19 protein-coding genes are annotated in these 17,379 nt (G+C 69.8%); 9 read left to right on the top strand and 10 right to left on the bottom strand.

Translation table 11 applies throughout. The features are described from left to right. Positions 1–224: 224 nt before the first annotated feature. Entirely contained in the window at positions 225–404 is a 180-nt protein-coding gene (locus L3X23_RS00165; protein ID WP_237189997.1) for a hypothetical protein, read from the bottom strand. Between the two features lie 428 nt (positions 405–832). Here L3X23_RS00165 and L3X23_RS00160 point away from each other — a divergent pair, with 428 nt between their 5' ends. The 7 genes from L3X23_RS00160 to L3X23_RS00130 all read left to right on the top strand — a co-directional run bounded on the left by L3X23_RS00160 (position 833) and on the right by L3X23_RS00130 (position 6,644). Beyond that, a complete protein-coding gene (locus L3X23_RS00160) occupies positions 833–1,261 on the top strand; it encodes a hypothetical protein (protein WP_237189996.1) in 429 nt (142 codons plus the stop codon). Continuing rightward, positions 1,258–2,358 carry a hypothetical protein gene (locus L3X23_RS00155; protein WP_237189995.1) on the top strand — a complete coding sequence of 367 codons (1,101 nt, stop codon included), beginning with the start codon at positions 1,258–1,260 and terminating at the stop codon, positions 2,356–2,358. Before L3X23_RS00160 ends, L3X23_RS00155 begins: the two co-directional genes overlap by 4 nt. A gap of 165 nt (positions 2,359–2,523) precedes the next feature. Beyond that, on the top strand, positions 2,524–3,393 hold the full coding sequence (locus L3X23_RS00150; protein WP_237189994.1) for a hypothetical protein: 870 nt from the start codon (positions 2,524–2,526) through the stop codon (positions 3,391–3,393). Positions 3,394–3,517: 124 nt separating this feature from the next. Next, positions 3,518–4,972 carry an IS21 family transposase gene (gene istA, locus L3X23_RS00145; RefSeq protein ID WP_237189993.1) on the top strand — a complete coding sequence of 485 codons (1,455 nt, stop codon included), beginning with the start codon at positions 3,518–3,520 and terminating at the stop codon, positions 4,970–4,972. After that, entirely contained in the window at positions 4,969–5,736 is a 768-nt protein-coding gene (gene istB / locus L3X23_RS00140; RefSeq protein ID WP_237189992.1) for an IS21-like element helper ATPase IstB, read from the top strand. Before istA ends, istB begins: the two co-directional genes overlap by 4 nt. Before the next feature lie 367 nt (positions 5,737–6,103). Continuing rightward, positions 6,104–6,322, top strand: coding sequence for a hypothetical protein (locus L3X23_RS00135; RefSeq protein ID WP_237189991.1), 219 nt, complete (start codon positions 6,104–6,106; stop codon positions 6,320–6,322). Positions 6,323–6,425: 103 nt separating this feature from the next. Continuing rightward, a complete protein-coding gene (locus L3X23_RS00130) occupies positions 6,426–6,644 on the top strand; it encodes a hypothetical protein (RefSeq protein ID WP_237189990.1) in 219 nt (72 codons plus the stop codon). A gap of 25 nt (positions 6,645–6,669) precedes the next feature. Here the strand turns inward: L3X23_RS00130 and L3X23_RS00125 are convergent, their stop codons facing one another. From L3X23_RS00125 to L3X23_RS00110, 4 genes are all read right to left on the bottom strand, one after another. Then, positions 6,670–7,392, bottom strand: coding sequence for a hypothetical protein (locus L3X23_RS00125; protein WP_237189989.1), 723 nt, complete (start codon positions 7,390–7,392; stop codon positions 6,670–6,672). Continuing rightward, positions 7,389–8,213 (bottom strand): hypothetical protein, encoded by an 825-nt coding sequence (locus L3X23_RS00120; protein WP_237189988.1) that lies wholly within the window; start codon positions 8,211–8,213, stop codon positions 7,389–7,391. The genes L3X23_RS00125 and L3X23_RS00120 overlap by 4 nt, the downstream gene beginning before the upstream one ends. Before the next feature lie 257 nt (positions 8,214–8,470). Beyond that, on the bottom strand, positions 8,471–9,232 hold the full coding sequence (locus L3X23_RS00115; protein WP_237189987.1) for a Fic family protein: 762 nt from the start codon (positions 9,230–9,232) through the stop codon (positions 8,471–8,473). Beyond that, on the bottom strand, positions 9,229–9,552 hold the full coding sequence (locus L3X23_RS00110) for a type II toxin-antitoxin system prevent-host-death family antitoxin (protein WP_237190050.1): 324 nt from the start codon (positions 9,550–9,552) through the stop codon (positions 9,229–9,231). The genes L3X23_RS00115 and L3X23_RS00110 overlap by 4 nt, the downstream gene beginning before the upstream one ends. A 226-nt stretch (positions 9,553–9,778) precedes the next feature. On the opposite strand from L3X23_RS00110, the gene L3X23_RS00105 reads away from it, so the two are divergent. After that, positions 9,779–10,096 (top strand): hypothetical protein, encoded by a 318-nt coding sequence (locus L3X23_RS00105; protein ID WP_237189986.1) that lies wholly within the window; start codon positions 9,779–9,781, stop codon positions 10,094–10,096. After that, positions 10,093–11,463 carry a hypothetical protein gene (locus L3X23_RS00100; protein WP_237189985.1) on the top strand — a complete coding sequence of 457 codons (1,371 nt, stop codon included), beginning with the start codon at positions 10,093–10,095 and terminating at the stop codon, positions 11,461–11,463. Before L3X23_RS00105 ends, L3X23_RS00100 begins: the two co-directional genes overlap by 4 nt. Before the next feature lie 34 nt (positions 11,464–11,497). On the opposite strand, the gene L3X23_RS00095 is transcribed toward L3X23_RS00100, so the two are convergent. From L3X23_RS00095 to L3X23_RS00075, 5 genes are all read right to left on the bottom strand, one after another. Beyond that, positions 11,498–12,436 carry an abortive infection family protein gene (locus tag L3X23_RS00095; protein WP_237189984.1) on the bottom strand — a complete coding sequence of 313 codons (939 nt, stop codon included), beginning with the start codon at positions 12,434–12,436 and terminating at the stop codon, positions 11,498–11,500. A gap of 411 nt (positions 12,437–12,847) precedes the next feature. Further along, positions 12,848–14,230, bottom strand: a complete 1,383-nt coding sequence (dnaB, locus tag L3X23_RS00090) for a replicative DNA helicase (RefSeq protein ID WP_237189983.1) — start codon at positions 14,228–14,230, stop codon at positions 12,848–12,850. After that, complete coding sequence (locus tag L3X23_RS00085; RefSeq protein WP_237189982.1) at positions 14,227–15,621, bottom strand: helix-turn-helix domain-containing protein; 1,395 nt, start codon at positions 15,619–15,621, stop codon at positions 14,227–14,229. Before L3X23_RS00085 ends, dnaB begins: the two co-directional genes overlap by 4 nt. Positions 15,622–16,021: 400 nt before the next feature. Beyond that, positions 16,022–16,303: a hypothetical protein gene (locus L3X23_RS00080; protein WP_237189981.1), complete on the bottom strand. Its 282-nt coding sequence runs from the start codon at positions 16,301–16,303 to the stop codon at positions 16,022–16,024. Positions 16,304–16,434: 131 nt separating this feature from the next. Next, positions 16,435–17,322, bottom strand: coding sequence for a bifunctional DNA primase/polymerase (locus L3X23_RS00075; RefSeq protein WP_237189980.1), 888 nt, complete (start codon positions 17,320–17,322; stop codon positions 16,435–16,437). Positions 17,323–17,379: the final 57 nt, after the last annotated feature.

Here is a 17,379-nt window from a genome sequence, read left to right as displayed (position 1 = left end):
ACGGTGACCCCAGCTGACGTTGAGCTGGCCGCACCCCGGAGACCGAGTGCTTTGGATACACCGAGCCGGCCCGAACTCCAAGGTCCACTCGACGATGGGGACCGTCACAGGCGTGGATGTCCCGGACGAGCCCCTGGGCGTCCGCGTTGAGCTCGATGAGCCGGTCGATGGGGCGCGGATCCACTACGCCGAGGCCCTCCGTCAGCTGGTCGACCCAAGAGCGATCACGCGCTCTCTGTCTGATGCTGAGTCACGCCTGGGGCGATGACGAAGTAGGCCTCCTGCTCGGCTTCCGGATCAGTCAGGACGGTTTCGCCGGACCGGACCCAGCCATCTTGGATGTACGCACGGGCGCGCTCGTCAGAGATCCCGGCAGACGTCATACGGTCGATCAGGGTGGCCACAGCCAGGCAGAGTAGTTCGCCCTCCGGTCGCAGAGCGCGATAGGTCGCCGCCGCTCTCGCGTGGCGCAGGGGCCGCGAGGGCAAACCTCCCGATGTTCAAGGAGATCTCCTGGTTGGCGCTCGCCGTCTCCATGGTTGCGTTATGACAAGAGCAGCGACAGGGCTGGCTGTCCACGCCGCGGCGGAGGGGATCCGCCAACGCATTCGAACGGTGGGCGCCAGTTAGACCGCCCGCCCCTCGTGGGGGGCGCGGGGTTACCCCCGCCCCAACCCGCCTCGTCGAGCCGCTAGGGGCCCCGCGTTCCTGCGCCCTCCATCTGACCCCGGATAAGAGGACTTCTCCCGACTTGACCTACGCTCACTGTTTTGTATTTTCACGAGTTAGGTCATACTAGAACCACATAAATTCTAATCATGGACGGTGGATCGTGTCGTACGCGCGGGAAGTCCCAGGTCAGGGCGTCGCCCAGTCATCGGCGGCGGGCCCGGTCGCCCGGCCGCGGTTACCGGCCGCGGAGGCTCCGACCGTCGGCGACACGCCCGCCGGCGCGGCCGCGCGGCGGGTCCGGATCGCCGCGGTGCGCGCCCGCGGCCGGTCGTGTCGGGCCGCGGTGGCCGCCGGCGAGGCCCTCTACCCGGCGGGGGAGTGGGCCGCCCGCGAACGCGAGGCCCTCGACGGGCTGCGCGCGCTGGCCGCATTCCTGGACCTGCACCCCTCCGACCCGATCGCCCAGGCCATCGCCGAGCACCTCTCCGCATCGCCGCCCAGGCCGCCCAGGCCGACCACAGCGGACGACGGGTCCCGCGGGGGCGCGGCCACCGGGACGCAGCGCGGGGGAGAGGATGCGCCCCGATGAGTACGCCCGAGATCCCCGCCGGCCCTGACGATGCCGCTGGAGGTGCCGTGGAGGCCTCGTCCGCCCGGACGGAGCCCGTCGACGCCGCGGCGGCCGTGGGGGAGGGCGGGCGGCTGTGCGCGTTCCGGCAGTGCCGGGCCCCGCTGCCGGTGTCGACCGGGCGCGGGAACCGACCCCGCTACTGCCAGGACGGCAAGACCTGGGGCCCCAACGACCTGACCTGCAAGACCGCCGAGGCCGCGTTCGTCGCCGTCGACTCCCTGCTCACCGCCGACAGCGCACTGACCCCCGCGGTGCTCGACCAGCTCGGGCAGCGCTTCGACGAGGCCCAGGGCCCCCTCGACCGGCTCCTCGAGGCCGTCACCACCGTCGGCCGCCAGGTCGGCGAGGAGACCGGCGCGGCCCTTGCCGCACGGGATCGGGCGCTCGAGACCGCGGCCGCCGATCGCGGGGCCCGCGAGGCGGCCGAGGCACTGACCGCGCAGTACCGCGACGAGGTCGACGCCGCGGGCGCCCGCGCCGCCGAAGCCGTCGACCTGGCCCACGCCGCGGAACGGGCCCGCGCTCGCGCCGAGGAGGCCGCCGCGGCCGCCACGCGCGAGCAGCTGCGCGCCGAGGGACGGCTCACCGCGCTCACCGAACGGCTCCAACGCTCCGACGAGCTCGTCGAGGCCACCGCCGCCCAGCTCGCCGAGCTACGCGACCAGCACGCCACGGTGGTGGCAACCCTGCGCCTCACCGAGAACACCCTTGCCGACGAACGCGCACGCACCCGGGACCTGCTCGACGCCCATCGCGCCGAGCTCGCCGATCGCGACGCCGCCGCAGCCGCGCAGCGCGCCGACCACGAGGCGGCTCTTCGACGTCTGCGGGACGAGGCCGCAGTCGCCGCAGAGGCGGCCGCGCAGCGCCGCGAGGCGGACCTCGAGGCGCTACGGACCGAACACGCCGCGACACGGGAGCAACTCATCGCCGACCACGCCGCCCAGCTCGCAGATCTGCACCGCCGCCTCGGCGCCACCGACCACGAACTCGAGCTGCTCAGACGTCAGCTTTCCGAAGCCGCTGCTTCCGACGACGAGCAAACGGGCAGCTGACCGCCCCGCCGCGGCCCCGGCCGACGGCTCAACAAGGGCCCCGTCGCGGCGACCGCGCATGGGGAAGGCTTCGCCGTCTGGGAGCAGATCTGGCGCTGAACGCGTTCGCACTCGAAGTGTCCTCCGTAGGCTCCTCCCTCAAGACTTGAGGAGCGAGGGGACGCGGTGACGAACGAGACCGACGAGCCGGACGACCAGAGGCACGACGACGAGGCCGTCGACGAGTCGAGCGAGACCGTGGGGGAAGCCGAGCGCTTCGACGACGAGGTCCGTCGCCCGGTCGAGGACTTCCTCGACCTGCAGGGCCGGTTGGCCCGAGCCGCCGACAACCCTGCGATCCGCAGGGCGGCCGACGAGGCGGCCAAGATCCTGCAGTCCCACATCAACCCGATGATGGACCAGCTCAGCGATGTCTACCGCCTCAACGTCGACATCGAAAGTCTGGTGGGCCCGAGCAACGAGACGATGAACCGGATCCGAGACTCGATCCAGGCTGTGCAGGCGTCGCTACCCGACTACTCGAGCTTTCTCCCGAGGCTGGAGCTCGGCCAGGAGATCCTGGCCGCGGTCAGGAGCGTCGACACTCAGTCCTTCATCGACGCCTACATGCGCTGCTGCCCACCCAACTGGTCGGATGATCAGAAGAACGACTACGTGGATCCTCTCTCGGATCTAGCCGAGGCGGGCTACCCCACAGCGTGGGTACCGCGATCCAGCGTGCTGCAGGAACTGCTGGATGCTCCCGAGGTCGACCGAGCGGCGGTGTTCGAGCGCAATCGTGACGAGGTGTTGCAGGACTGTGTCGCTGTGCTCCGAGAGGTGACGTCCCCAGAACTCGCTGAGCTCGTCACGCTGCTCGGCAAAGCGCTCGACGCAGCCGTCGACGGCTATCTCGAGCCTTCGCAGTCACTCGCGGCCAGCATCGTCGACACGACGTTGCGCAAGGTCGTGCCCCCGACCAAGTACCGGTACTACGCCAAGGTCAAGGACGAGTGTCCGCGTACGGGCTCTGATGTCGCTGTAGGTACGAGCTGATCTGTCGTTGGTCCGGCGCGTCGGATCAAGATCGGCTCAGGGAGGGACCACCCTCCGGGCTTGTCAGCGGCCAAGCAGACGAGCCCGGAGGGGGTCACCCGTGATCCTGCCTGTGGAGGCATGGATGGACATCAGGAGGTACGCCCCGCTGCGCGCGGCCGGGGCGTCATGGAAGGACATCGCAGCTCAAGCGGGCTGTGACTGGAGAACAGCGAAGAAGTACCTCTCGCCGGACGCCCCGGCGGTCCCGCCGCGGGCCACCTCGCGGGCGGGCACCGTGTCCCGGCTGGTGGATCCGTTCACCGACGTGATCGACGCGTGGCTGGCCGACGACCCGGGCCTGCTGGCGACGGTGATCCATGAGCGGCTGGTCGCCGACTACGGGTTCACCGGCCACTACCAGCGGATCAAGGTCTACTGCGCCGAGGCCCGTCGCCGGATCGAGCTCGAGTCCGACGCCCAGGGCCGCCCGCCCGGGCTGCATCGCCGGTTCGAGGTCGTCGCGGGCGCGCAGGCCCAGGTCGATTGGGGCGACGAGGGCTGTCTGCTGGTCGGGGCCGGAGCGGGCAAGAAGGTCTACTCGTTCCACATGACGTTGTCCTACTCGCGGGACCCGTTCATCTGCTTCACCACCAGCCAGGACCTGGCCACGTTCTTCGACTGCCACCGCCGCGCGTTCGCGCACTTCGGCGGGGTGCCCGCCACGATCGTCTACGACCGCACCAAGACCGTCGTGCGCCGCCACGTCGCTCCCGGGCGGGCGGTGCCGCTGCACCCGCAGGCGGCGGCGTTCGCCGAGCATTACGGGTTCGCCATCGACGTGCTCGCCGCCCACCGCCCCACCGGGAAGGGCCGGGTGGAGCGGCAGGTGCAGATTGGGCGTGACCACGTCCTGTCCGGGCGTCGTTTCAGCTCCCTGGCGGAGCTAGATGCCGCGTTCGCCGCGTGGGTGCCGATCCGCCGCGGGCAGGTCCACCGCACCCACGGCGAGGTGATCGCCGTCCGCGCCGTCCGCGACCACGCCGCGCTGGGGCCGTTGCCGCAGTTCGGCTACGCGGTCACCGAGACCCATCTACGCCGGGTCGGACGGGACGCGTTGATCTCCTTCGCCGGGTCCTCCTACTCCGTCGCCGCGAGAGCCGCCGATGGGCGCGTGACGAAGGCCGGGCAGCGGGTCGAGGTCCGGGTCGGGGTCGAGCATCTGGAGATCTGGCGGCTGCCCGTCGACAGCCCCGACCGGACCCCGATGCTCCTGGCGCGGCATCCACTCGCGGCCGTCCGCGGACAGATGATCGTCGACCCGCAGCACTGGGCGGAGCTCCCCGACGGTCACACCCGCTCCACCACCCTCGACATCACAGATCATGCACCCGTTGCTGCCCAACAGGTCCCGGGTGACCCGACGCCCTCTTCAGTGTCGGGGTCGATGGTGTTCGGTGAGTCCCAGGCAGCGCTCGAAGTCATGGTCGCCCGGCGTCCGCTGGCCTACTACGACCGACTCGCCGGGCTGGCCGCACCGCCAGAGCCGGCCACCACAGCCGAGACGACCACCAGCGAGTCGTTGGTGGGTGCGGCATGAGCGAGCTGATCACCAGCCGGATCACCGCGCACGCCACCCGGCTCGGGCTGCCGCATCTGGCTGAGAACCTCGAGCTGCTCGTTGAGCGCGCCGAGACCGATCACATGGGCTACCGCGAGTTCATCGACACCGTCCTCGGGGAGGAGCTCGGGCTGCGCGAGGGGCGCCGGTTCCGCACCGCGCTCAAGCTGTCCGGGCTGCCGCACCACAAGACCCTCGACGAGTTCGACTTCGCCTTCCAGCCCGACCTCGACGTCCGCAAGATCCGTGACCTTGCCGCGCTGGCGTTCGTCGAGGCCCGCGGCAACATCGCCCTGCTCGGCCCACCCGGCACCGGGAAGACCCACATCGCGGTCGCGCTTGCCGTCGCCGCCTGCCAGGCCGGGCACTCGATCTACTTCACCAGCCTGGACGACTGCGTCCGCCAGCTCCGCGCCGCCGAGACCGCCGGCCGGTTCGCCAAGAAGCTGCAGACCTACCTGCGGCCCTCGGTGCTCGTCCTCGACGAGGTCGGCTACCTGCCCTGCGACCGGGGCGCGGCGAACATGGTGTTCCAGCTGATCAGCCGCCGCTACGAACGCGGCTCGATCATCCTCACCTCGAACAAGACCTTCTCCGAATGGGGCCAGGTCTTCACCGACGAGGTCATCGCCACCGCCATCCTCGACCGGCTCCTGCACCACTGCGACGTCGTCGCCATCAACGGACCCAGCTACCGACTCAAGGACAGAGCCCTGTCCGCCGTCCCCGCAGCTGTGTCATGATCCCGCCCGGGCCAACGACACATCAGGTCGTCCACCGACCGACACCACAGCCCGTCCCCGGACAACGAGATCAGGCAGCGCCACGATAATGCCTCCATCGCCGAGATGCGCTGGGCGCTCTCGCACGTCCCGGTGATCATCGCTTTGGGCAAGTTCCATGACGGTGATGCGATCCCGGAGAACTTCAACCGTCACGCATCGGCCCACGCTGTGAGTCTTCGGCAGTACAGCCCCGCCAACGCCGTCATCGCATGCGCATTGGCCACGTCTCTTCTCAGGCAGCTGCACGAGAGTCCAGACGAGATCAACGAAGCCGCGTAGTCCGCTGATACGTCGTGGTGTTGCTGGTCGCCGTAGGGTTCAGCCCATGCGTGACCGGCCCGAGATGCTGCAGCAGCACTGCGTGCGCTGCGGCGCACGCTGGGCGGGCATGGACCGCGCCCACTGCCGGACCTGCTGTCACACCTTCGACGACGCAGCCCTGTTCGACACACACCGCCGCTCCGGAATCTGCCTCGACGGGCAGGACCTCGATCTCGTGCAGACGAAGAACGGCATCTGGGTCCGGCTACTCAAGTCCGCCTGAGAACGGCCCCGGGCGGAGCGGTCAGAACCCTCCGGTGCGCGGGCTCGGCAAGTTCGGAAGTTGGCCGGGTCCCCAGAACCGGGCACTTCGCTAGCGTTCGCTCGTGGACTTCACCGCGCAGATCTCTGAGGACGAGGCCGCCTTCATCGCCGCCGCCGCGAAGGCGTTCGATATCGAGCCGGGCGAGGTCGTCCGCTTGGCCATGGGTGTCTTCCGTAACGAGCTGAGCATCAATGGCCGCGAGCACATCGCCACACTCGCGAAGACCTACCCGGCACCATCGGCGAGCGAGCGCGACAAGTGGTTCATCGACGAGGGCTGAGCCTGTCCGCATCCCGGGCTGCAGGTCACTGTCCGAGCTGCGCGGTGCCTGCGAAGAGCGCCATCTCGACGCGCTCGGGCTCGCCGTCGAACCGCGGATCCTGCGCGGTCGACGCGGCCCACTGGAGATAGGCGATCCAGTCCGCGGAGCGCCATCCCCACGAGGAGTGCCGGGCCGGGCCCGCTGAGACCGGGAGCCGTCCTGCGACGACCTTGTCCAGGATGAGTGGCTGGACGCCGCCGCGGCCGCGGCGGTAGCCGGCGAAGTAGATCAGCTTCGTGAAGAACGCCGGGCCCAGGCCGCGGACGTAGGCACTCTGCCCACGCCGAAACGACACATACGCCGCTTGCAGCGTCTCTGGGGTGAGCTCGTCGGCCCGCAGCGGCTCCAGGCCGCGGGCCAGCCGCGTGCCGTCCGGATCGGCGGCCAGGATCCGCTCTGTGCGATAGGGGCCGTAGGCGGTGGGCCCGAATCCCCACAGCAGCGTCGCGACAGCGAGGTCGCGGGCACTCGCGGTTCCTCGACGCCAACTCGCCGCCACCGCGAACACGTCGGCACGCCACAGCAGGCCGCTGCTGGGCAGCTCGGCGGGCAACGAACCTGCGGGGAGACGTCGAAGGTAGCGCTCCACCGGCACCGTGATCGGCCCCGGCTCCCCGGGCAGCGCCGCACCCTGCCGTCGGGGAGGGGGCTCGTCGACGCGGCACAGCGGGGCCCCCGAGCTCGACGAGTGCGCCGCGGCGTTCACGACGCCACCGGCCGGACCCGCGGCGGGTAGTCCTCGGTGACGTCGACGGCGTCAGCGAGCATGTCCATCAGGTCCACACCGCGGACGGCCGCCGCGGGGACGACCTCGGTGCCGCGCACGAACGAGCGCGGCATCAAGTCGAGCTGCTCCGGGCTGGGTCGAGGCTCGGTGACCAGCCGGGCTTGCAGGGCGCGCTCGGCCGCCACGACGTCGGCGTGGCGGGCCTGGAGGACCTGCAGCACCCGGGAACGCTCGTCGACCAGATGCTCGCGGATCCGGGCGTCGGTCCCATGGCCGTACTTCACCCACCCGTCACCCCACGCCACGAGGTAGAGCCGGTGCGCGCGGTCCGCCTTGTCCTCCCAGGTCCGGGGGAGCGGCGGCGGAAGCAGATCGGCCCACACGGTGCGCCGCCACGCAGGCACCGGCCTCAGCTGAGCGTTGCGGTCCCACTCGCGGCGCTCAGCGCCGCTGGAGGGCCGCGGCCGCGCCGGAAGCAGATCCCCCAGGCGCTGCAGAGCGGCCAGCCGTTGCGCGACCCCGACATCGGGGGCGGTCCCGAACAACGGCTCCGGAGGCTTCACGAAGCGTGGCGAGATCCGCTCGGTGAAGATCGAGATGCTGTCGACGGTCGCGCCGAGATCGTCGAACAGCCGACCCAGCGCGGAGGATCCGCCCTCCTCAGCCTCCTCGAGGGGGATCGCGTCGAGGATCGCTTCGAGTGCCTCGCCTACCAGGTCGAGCGCCGCCGCGTAGGCGGCGAGGTCCTCGGGCGCATCCCCCGGCTTCGCCTCCCCGTCGTCGCCGATTTCCTCGCCCATCACGCCCCCAGTTCCTGGTCCGACGCCTGGTCATCGCCGCCGACGAGGGCACGGTTACGCCGAACAGCGCAATCGCTCTCCTCAGTCCTGACGACGTCACCCTGCTCCGGGGTCGCTCCGGAGCTCGGACCGCCGGCTGCCGCTCGCGGTTCGTGCGGGCCCAGGGGCCAGGTCGTGAGACGCGATCAAGCACCTGCCCGGGCGCTGCGGGCACAGACGACACCCCACGCCGTCCAAGGCCTCGGTCGTCGCGGTCGCTACCGGCAAGGTCCTCTGCCCTGCTCCGGTGAGCGTCGCGGTGGGGGGAAGGCGACGCCTCCGCCAGGACGTTGTTTCGCCGTCCCCGCTGGTCGGCGGTCCTTCGGCGGGTTGAAGGACGCACCGGCGGTCTGAGCCGGGTGCTCACGCGCCGGATCGGCCGAGCCTGTCGCCGCGGGCGGTGAGACCACCACAAGGTCCTCGAGCATGTGTCGCAGTGGCTGGTTGTCGCCGCGGTGTGCAGCTTGGGAGGCGAGGATGTTCTGTCTGGGATCCATCGACTCCCACCGCAACCGATGCCCCGCGTCACGAGCCAACTGGGCGAGGAACGCCCGCTGGGCGCGGCCGTTGCCTTCCCGGAACGGGTGTAGCGCATTGACGTCGGCCAGGAGTTCGGTGAGCTTGTCGAGGAACTCGGGCTGTTCGAGCCCGCGCAGGTAGTCGTCGCGGCGGGCGAGCTTGCCGAAGACGTCGGCGGCGAAGCCCTCGATGTGCTGGGGCAGGCAGAACAGGTCGTCCTTGGCGATCGACACGGTGCGCAGCTGACCGGCCCAGGGGTAGACGTCGGAGAAGATGAAGCGGTGGAAGGCCTGCAGGTGGGAGAGGTCGTAGTCGCCGGGCAGGTCGTGCTGGCGCAGCTCGATGAGCCGGAAACCGGTCAGGTCGGCCTCGGCCCGGTCGAGCTCGTCGGGGTCGGTGAGTCCGAGCTTGTTGCGCAGGACCCCGCTGGCGGGGTCGGTGTAGGGGTCGTGCGAGCTCACCTGCGGTAGCGCGCCAGAGTCTTCTCGCGGGCCTCTTCGGGGGTCATGCGGCCCTCGGCGATCGCCTCGAACATCGTCAGCCCCTCGTCGCTGGGCTCGAGGCCCTCCGCGCGGACCGAGGCCAGCGCCTCTGCGACGGCCTCGCGGCGTACCGCCGCGGCCTGCTGGAGCTGCTCGTACTGCGATACCGACATCACGACCGCCTCCGCCTTGCGATGGGGACCCACGAACACGGGTTCGGAACCCGGCTGCTGGACCTGCTTGAGTACACCGGCGAGCCCGGCACGCAGCTCGCGCACACTGAGGATCTCCGGTGTCATCACCCCCTCATGCTACCACGAACGTGTACACATCCGGCTTTTCCCGTGGTTAACGGGCCTGTCCTTCATCTGCTCGTCACCGTGGAGCGTGCGCTCGACGCGCATACTGGTCTTGATCCTTTAGCGGGGGAGAGGACGACTGATCATGGCTCTCATCCTCAGCCGACGAGTCGCCGAGCCGGGCCCGCCCGGCGGTGCCGAGCAGATTCGTGTCGCGGTGGCGGACATGGACGAGCTCATCGCCGCCGGCGACGCTCAGCCGCTGCTGGCAGAGTTCGACATCGGCCCTGTCTGGTGGGACCGCATGTGGTGGGTGATCCCGCAGGGCGAGGGCGAGGTGGAGCGCGGCTATCTGGTCGCCGGCGACGCGGATCAGGTCGAGCTCACGGCTCTCTTCTTCACCCTGGCCCGTTCCGCGGAGGCGGTCGAGGAGGGTGCACGCCGACGGGAGGCCACGGCGCAGGCCTCCCACGCCGACGATCCGGCCTGGCCATACGACCAGACCCGGATGAGCCGTCGCCGCTGGTGGAGCCGCAGGCGATGACCGCCGACCTGGGCGCCGGGGCCGACCTCGACGTCGTCGAGGTCGCGCTGAGCGTGCTGGCCCGCAAGCTGCGCGCCGAGCTGATGCTCGGCCTGCTGGAGGCCCTGGCCGACGGTCGCCGTAGCGGCCGCTCGGTCCTGGCCGAGTTCGAGTTGGCCGAGGCGGCCGTCGCCGGGGAACGTCCCGGGATCACCGGACGAGCCAGCCGGGGACTACGCGAGCTGTTCGGTCGTGGCACTCCCGATGTCGCGCCCGGGCGCTGGAGCGCGTCGGTGCGGCGTGCACTGACCGGTGGCCCGCCTGAGTGGGAGAGGCTGCGGCAGGTCGGCCGCGATCGAGGGCGCCCGGTGCCGGAGTGGGAGATCTTTTACGGCTTGAGCAAGCTCGCCGCAGGCCGCGGTGGATCCGGTGGGCCTGGTCGACGCGGTGGGCGGGAAGAGTTCACCCTCGAGACGATCGAGGCCGAGATGGATCTCGCCAGCGGGCTGGGCGAGACCTGGTCACTGCACCAGTACCTGCGCGAGGCCAGACAGCGGTGCGGGCCCGGGTTCCGACCCGGTCGCCCGGAGGAGGTCGCCGCGACGCTGCTGCGGGTGGACGCCAGCCGCCAGCTGGCCAAACCGGGTGGGTTCACCGTCGGGATCCGGCCCGGCCCGACCGCGACCTCGGCGCGGTCGATCGACGAGAAGACCATGCGGGACCTGGCCCAGAACCTGCAGGAGGCCACGTCGCAGCGGATGGCAGCCAGTGCTGGGCTGGACCTGCTGCGGTCGGGGGCAGCGGGCACCAACGGGCAGCGGCCCTTCGACTCGGACATCAGCCAGGCGATGCGCGCGGGTTCGGCGATCGTGCGCGAACGCCGCGCCCACGCCGCCGCGCTTCGCGCGCGGGAGCGGGCGGACGAGCTGCGCGGCACACGGCTGGCCAGCTCAAGCACGGCCCTGTTCGTCACCGGGGCCGCGACGGGTGTGGCCTTGACCATCGCCGGGCTTTCGACGGGCACTCGCGCTCAACTCACGACCAGCATCGGTGTGCTGATGACAACGATGTCGTTGGCGGGCAACGCCATCAAGGACTGGCGTCCGAACTCCGAGGCTATGACCGCGCCGCTGCGGGCGTGGGTCGCCGAACGGGTTGCCGAGCTCAGCCACCGCGCGGCCGAGCGGGAAGTGGAGCGGCTGCACCGCGGGAGCGCCGCCATGCAGGCGGTGACGGTGTGGGGCCGAGCCCGCGCGGCTATGCAGGGCACGCGCGATGCCGCGCTGGAGGGTGCAGTACGCCGCATGGAAAAGCCGGAGGACTCTGAAGTCGTCGGGAAGTCGACCGCTCAGCCGCTGGCGGCCGCACCACAGGGTCAGCGCCGTTGAGCCGTCTCCGGCCAGCCCAGAGCAGCGAGAGGCCCTACGGCTTGGGTTGTGCCTGACTCCATGGTGCGTCCGGGTCCTGCAGCGTGTCGAGCATCAGTTGACACCAGGTTACTGCAGCGTTCACCGCCAGATGAGCGTGTCGAGGCCGAAGACCTACACGCCGGCCCGCTGCGCCGTGTCCGGTACCCCAACCACGATTGCGCAGCTCAGCGACGCCAACGGCGATTGAGGTGGCACCGCCGAGGATCTTCTTCACTGCATCGCTGCCGTCCGGGCCCACCGTCGCCTGCGAGGGGTGCAGCAGAAGCAGCTCCTGCGCCTTCTTGATCAGCGCCTGGATGTCGGCCTTGCCGTCAACGACCTCGCCCCGCTCGATCAGCACGACCTTGGCAGTGCTCTCGATCAGCTCCTTGGCACTGCCGATGGCGAGTGCCGGATCGTCCTGGACGACCGCCCGTTGGATGCGCTGGAGCTGCTCGAGGATCGCAGCCGGGTCCTTCAAGTCCTTGAGTGACTGCGCGGGCAGGGGAGAGTGCCGTGGCCGCAACGCAAGCTGCTCCAGCACCTCGAACGCCGGCGTAAGCAGCTCGTGGACGATCGCTCGTCGAGCGCCCCAGCCGCCAGGGCCAGAAGCGCCCTTGCGAGTCCAGTACGACCGAAAGGTGCCGAAGTTGCTGAACGGGATCTTGATCTCGACACCGACACGAGCAGACACGGCTTTCAACGCACGCAGGGCCATAGCGATCTGCTTCTCGCTGAGCTGCTGGCTGCTGTCAGTGCCATAGGCCCGCAGTTCGTTGTCGACAAGCTCGAGCAACGCCAGTGCGGCGTCGACGTCGCGATGACCTTCGACGGGGCCTGCGATCAGCGACGACACCAGAGCTTCGTTCAGCTTGGTCTCGACATCGCCGGTCTCCTGGCCCCAAGGCCAGCCCGTCACCGGCTCGTCGACAAACAGATCAACTTCACTCACGACCTGCGGAGACCCTTCGAGGTGTGCCGATCCTCTCGATCGGATGCACGCTGCAGGGTATGGCTACGCGCAGTCAGGGGTTACCGGTGATGTCCTCAACGACCTCGGGGACTACTGGCGTCCAGCCAGCTCGACCAACCAGGGACGAGTCCCCGAAGTGGAGCTCATGGTGCATAACCCGCTGCTCGTCGAGCTAGTAGCTCGGCAGAGCAGCTAGTAAGGCCTGCTCCGAGGCCAAAGGGCATCTCGTGAGCTACACCGCGGCGTTCGTATGCCGGCCGCTGGGCAAAGGAGCCGGCGCCGCTCCTCGCGCCCGGCCCGAGCCCGACACACCTGGGCCCTCGGCCACAGCGCCAGCCTCGTAGACGCACCCCGCAGGTGCGCCACCCCTAGTCCTCCGACAAACCCGGCTCAGCCGTGGGCGAGGTCGGCGAAGCGGCTGTAATGCAGCTGGTGCGCCACGACGATGTTCGCGGTGGGGCCGTTTCGGTTCTTGGCCAGGATCAGGTCGGCCTCGCCCGCGCGCGGGTCGTCCCGCTCGAAGGCGTCCGGCCGGTGGAGCAGGATCACCATGTCCGCGTCCTGCTCGATCGAGCCGGACTCACGCAGGTCGGAGATCATCGGCCGCTTGTCGGTGCGCTGCTCGGGACCACGGTTCAGCTGCGAGATCGCCACGACGGGCACCTCGAGCTCCTTGGCCAGCAGCTTGATCTGCCGGGAGAACTCCGAGACCTCCTGCTGCCGGGACTCGACCTTGCGGCCGGACGTCATCAGCTGCAGGTAGTCGAGGATCACGAGCTTGAGGTCGTTGCGCTGCTTGAGCCGGCGCGCCTTGGCCCGGATCTCCATCAGCGTGAGGTTGGGCGAGTCGTCGACGAACAGTGGCGCCTCGGAGATCTCCGACATCCGGCGCGCCATCCGGGTCCAGTCGTCGTCGCTCATCCGGCCGGCGCGCATGTCGGCGAGCCGGATCCGGGCCTCCGCCGAGAGCAGCCGCATCACGATCTCCGACTTGCTCATCTCCAGCGAGAACACCGCGCTGGTCATCCCGTGCTTGATCGAGCAGCTCCGGGCGAAGTCCAGCCCGAGGGTCGACTTGCCCAGACCGGGACGGGCCGCGACGACGACCATCTGGCCCGGGTGCAGCCCGTTCGTCGCCTCGTCGAGGTCGGTGAAGCCCGTCGGCACGCCGTTGGAGACGCCGCCGCGGGAGGCGATGGCGTCGATCTCGTCCATCGTGGGCTGCAGCAGCTCCTCGAGGACCACGTAGTCCTCGGTGGTGGAGCGCTCGGTGACCTCGTAGATCGCCGCCTGCGCCCGGTCGACGACCTCGTCGACCTCCGCGCCGTCCGCCCCGTGGTAGCCGAGCTGCACGATGCGGGTGCCCGCCTCGACCAGCCGGCGCAGCGTGGCCTTCTCCGAGACGATCTCGGCGTAGTAGGCCGCGTTCGCCGCCGTGGGCACCGTGGCGATCAGCGTGTGCAGGTAGGGCGCGCCACCGAGCCGGATCAGATCACCGCGGCGCTGCAGCTCCGCCGACACCGTGACCGCGTCCGCAGGCTCACCGCGACCGTAGAGGTCCAGGATGCAGTCGAAGACCGTCTGGTGCGCGGGACGGTAGAAATCGTCCGGCCGCAGCACCTCCACCACGTCCGCGATCGCGTCCTTGCTCAGCAACATGCCACCCAGCACCGACTGCTCCGCCGTGAGGTCCTGCGGGGGCTGACGGTCGAACGGGGACTCGACGGCGGCGGGCGGCGCGGCCTCGTGCCGGCGGATGGGTTCGGCGGTCACCAGCGGTTCCTCCTGCGGTTGCGGCGGGGGCGGGCGGCCCGGCCCTCGAGGCGGGCACGCTCGATGGCGCGGTCATGAGCCGAACCCGAGTCCACCGTCGACGTCGTGCTCGGCTCGGTCGTCGGTGAGGTCTGGGCGGGCAGCGGGGCGTTTGGCTGATCGGGGTGAGTGGTCTGCGTCGGCTCTGGTGCAGGGGTGGCGGCCTGGTCGGTCGCGAGGGTCTTCCAGCCGGTGACCGCGGCTCGACGTGTCTGCGGGCTGGCGAGCTCGGAGTCGGGGCAGCGCTCGTTGCGGCGCTCGTGGAACTCTCGCGCCCAGCGGCGGGCGATCGACTCGGCGGCGGCCGCTCGCTCCTGCTTGCTGACCTGGAGGTCTTGGGGTCGCAGGGTGGTGGCGCCGTAGGGCAGTCGCGCGGCCGCGGCATTGCCGTGGCGGGCGGTGACTGCGTCGGTGAGCGCCCCGACCAGGCGCGGAGCGGTCAGCGGGGAGCCGGTGTCGAGCCAGTGCGACATCCGGTGCTTGACCCAGCCCTCAGGGCGACGTAGCTGCGCCGCAGGGCAGCGATCGGCTCGTCGGCTCCCGCCAATGGCCGGGGAGTGGTTCAGGGCGTGCAGAACGTCGCTGTTGGCCCACCCTGCCCGCCACCAGGGCCGGAACAGGGCCCGAACGGCGCGCGGACTCAGCCTCCACAGTGCCCGGTCGGCACGCTTGAGCTCAGCGGCCGCGGCCAGCATCTGAGCAGGGCTTCCCGGCACACGAAGATCGAAGTAGCCCGGCTCCTTCTTCTCGTGGCGCGGCCCGTTAGGGCCGACATCTGTGCTCTTGAGCTGGGGATTTGTCGATGAGCTGTGGAAAATCTGGCTCGCGCGCGTAGGAAGTACATGTTCTCTAGAGATAGAAGAGTTTCTGGAGGTGGTTGGGGTCCGGGTTAGACCATCTGAGGCATCGTCAACGGGCGCCTCATCAGCGCCGCTGACGGGGACTCGGAGCTGGTAGACCGCCGCTCGGTTGCCTTCGAGGTGCTGCAGGGCCATGGGGCGGAACTGCGGTGTGGTGCCCCGCTCGAGGCGCACCAGCCACCCGAGGCGCAGCAGCTCCGCGAGCCAGCTGCTCATCGTGCTCCGGCTCCAGCCGGTGGCGTGCATGAGCCGTTCCCAGGTCGGCCAGCTGCTGTGGTCCTCCCAGTCCGCATGCAGGGCGAGGGCGCGCAGAAGCAACCGCAGACGCTGGGCGCAGTCGCTGCGGCGCTTCGTGAACCACTCGGACGCCATCACGGCCTTGGCCCATTCGTAGGCGGTCCGAGGCAGGACGGTCAGTGGCGGATGAGCCTGGCCGACGAGCTCGCTCGGCTCTGCCGCGGCACCGCTGGCGAACCAGCAGGGGCCGCACACGATGGACCGTAATGGGGTGTTGCGCGCGATACCGGAACGTCGCCCGCAGCTCACACACATCTGTGGTGCTCGTGCCACCAGTACGTCGACGGCCCAGAGGCAGCCAGAGGTGTGTGACAGCGCGCTCGGCAAGGCCGAGGCGTGTTGGGGACGAAAGCAATCGGCGATGCGACGTGACGCACCGGCGATGAGAGCTGTGCGATTTTCCGGGCGCGCGCTACTATCGGAGCGCGCAGGCAAGCGTGTGCGCCTCCCTTCGGGGAGGGGCTGGGTGCCGGAGCTGCGAACTCCGCGCCCCCGTTACGTGGGCCCGTTCCTCTTGGCCGGAGGGACGGGCCCTAACGTTTCTAGGGGTCTTGCTGCACTCAGCCCAGATTTGCAGTTGTGCTGCGTGTGGGCGTTAAGCGGTGCGGTCGAGGACCTCCTCGGCGAGGCTGAGCTGCTTGGCTGCCCGCGGACGTGGGTCGCGCTCATCGATGCGCGCGAGCGCGCGCTTCACCTCGTCGGGGTTGTCGAGCGCAACGAGGATGGCGGCAGCCAGCCAGTCGTTCTGGGTGCGTTCCACGACCCCTAGCTGCTCGTCCACCTGCTCGACGATCTCCGTCCACACCCGGGCGCCGACGAGCTTGCGCTCGCCCTTGTACCTCCCGGGCCTGCTCTTGTACGGCCGTCTCGCGGACATGGGCGGGATCCTGGCACCTGTTACAGCTACAACGGGGGCGACGCGCCGTTGTCGCGAAGGTGTTTCTTCTACAGGCTGGTCGCTGCGGCGGGCGGCGTCCGCAGTTCCGCAGGGCGGGCTAGGGGTGTCCATCATCGACCTCCGGGTGTGCGGGGACGTCTTGAGCCATAGGCGATTCCGTCGCTGATCGCCCGCTCGGCTTCGTGTGCGGTGAAGCCGTCTACTCCGATGTGAGCGCGACAGGCGGCGAGCAGCGCGCCTCTGGCTGTCTCGTGGTCGAGCATCTGCGCGCCGACGAACTCCCCGAGGATGCGGGCGGCGCGAAGCAGGGCGTGGTGGCGCTGCCCGGGCGTCGCCGCGGCGACGGCTTCGCATTCCTCCCGCAGCGGCGTCGCGACGTAGCCTGCGATCCGAGTGCGGCTCAAACCGGTCGGTACGGCCGCGGGGTCCGGGTGTGGACGTGGAGTTAAGGCGTCGACGATCCAGTCCGGCAGCACTGCCACGGGGCCTCGTCGGATGACGCGGTAGAGCCCTTCAGGACGCACAGAGCCCGCCCCGACGATGTAGCCGCCCCGACCGCGGGTGTCGATCTTGAAACCCAATCGGCCGCTGCTGTTCGGCAGGACCAGTCCTTCGGGAAGGGAGAAGTACAGATGCAGGCCGCCTGTAGGCGTACCAACAGTATGAGTCTCTCCGGGGAAGGTGTGTCCAGAACGACGCGCCAGCCGCGCCAGAACATCCCACCCGCCGACTACCGGCTCGTCACCTGGGGGCGAGGTGTCACCTCGGGCCGAGTCCAGATCGACGACGAATAGGTCCGGCCTGCCCGTGACGATGCCGATGTTGTACGGGCGGGCCTCGAACCAGGACCTGATGAGCTGCGGATCCTGCGTTGCCCGCTCTTGCCAGCCCTCGAGTGCAGGAGTCTTCCCTCGTGGCGTGACCGGGAAGACGGGGTAGCGAGCACTCGTCACAAGGGCGTGTCGCAGCAGGCGCAGCTCGCTGCGATGACCTGCCACCGAACCTCCCTAGTACGCTCATGCTAGCCGTTGCTGCTACAGCAGTGTACGGATTGC

Source organism: Pseudonocardia sp. WMMC193, from assembly GCF_021728735.1.
In the GTDB taxonomy this organism is placed as follows: domain Bacteria; phylum Actinomycetota; class Actinomycetes; order Mycobacteriales; family Pseudonocardiaceae; genus Pseudonocardia; species Pseudonocardia oroxyli.
Note: the sequence above shows the minus strand (reverse complement) of the source record. Positions and strands in the feature narration are given on the sequence as shown.

Coding starts and splice junctions, on each gene's coding strand:
- L3X23_RS00155 (WP_237189995.1), top strand. CDS start 1,258: ATGAGTACGCCCGAGATCCCCGCCGGCCCTGACGATGCCGCTGGAGGT.
- istA (WP_237189993.1), top strand. CDS start 3,518: ATGGACATCAGGAGGTACGCCCCGCTGCGCGCGGCCGGGGCGTCATGG.
- istB (WP_237189992.1), top strand. CDS start 4,969: ATGAGCGAGCTGATCACCAGCCGGATCACCGCGCACGCCACCCGGCTC.
- L3X23_RS00135 (WP_237189991.1), top strand. CDS start 6,104: ATGCGTGACCGGCCCGAGATGCTGCAGCAGCACTGCGTGCGCTGCGGC.
- L3X23_RS00120 (WP_237189988.1), bottom strand. CDS start 8,213: ATGGGCGAGGAAATCGGCGACGACGGGGAGGCGAAGCCGGGGGATGCG.
- L3X23_RS00110 (WP_237190050.1), bottom strand. CDS start 9,552: ATGACACCGGAGATCCTCAGTGTGCGCGAGCTGCGTGCCGGGCTCGCC.
- L3X23_RS00105 (WP_237189986.1), top strand. CDS start 9,779: ATGGACGAGCTCATCGCCGCCGGCGACGCTCAGCCGCTGCTGGCAGAG.
- L3X23_RS00100 (WP_237189985.1), top strand. CDS start 10,093: ATGACCGCCGACCTGGGCGCCGGGGCCGACCTCGACGTCGTCGAGGTC.
- L3X23_RS00080 (WP_237189981.1), bottom strand. CDS start 16,303: ATGTCCGCGAGACGGCCGTACAAGAGCAGGCCCGGGAGGTACAAGGGC.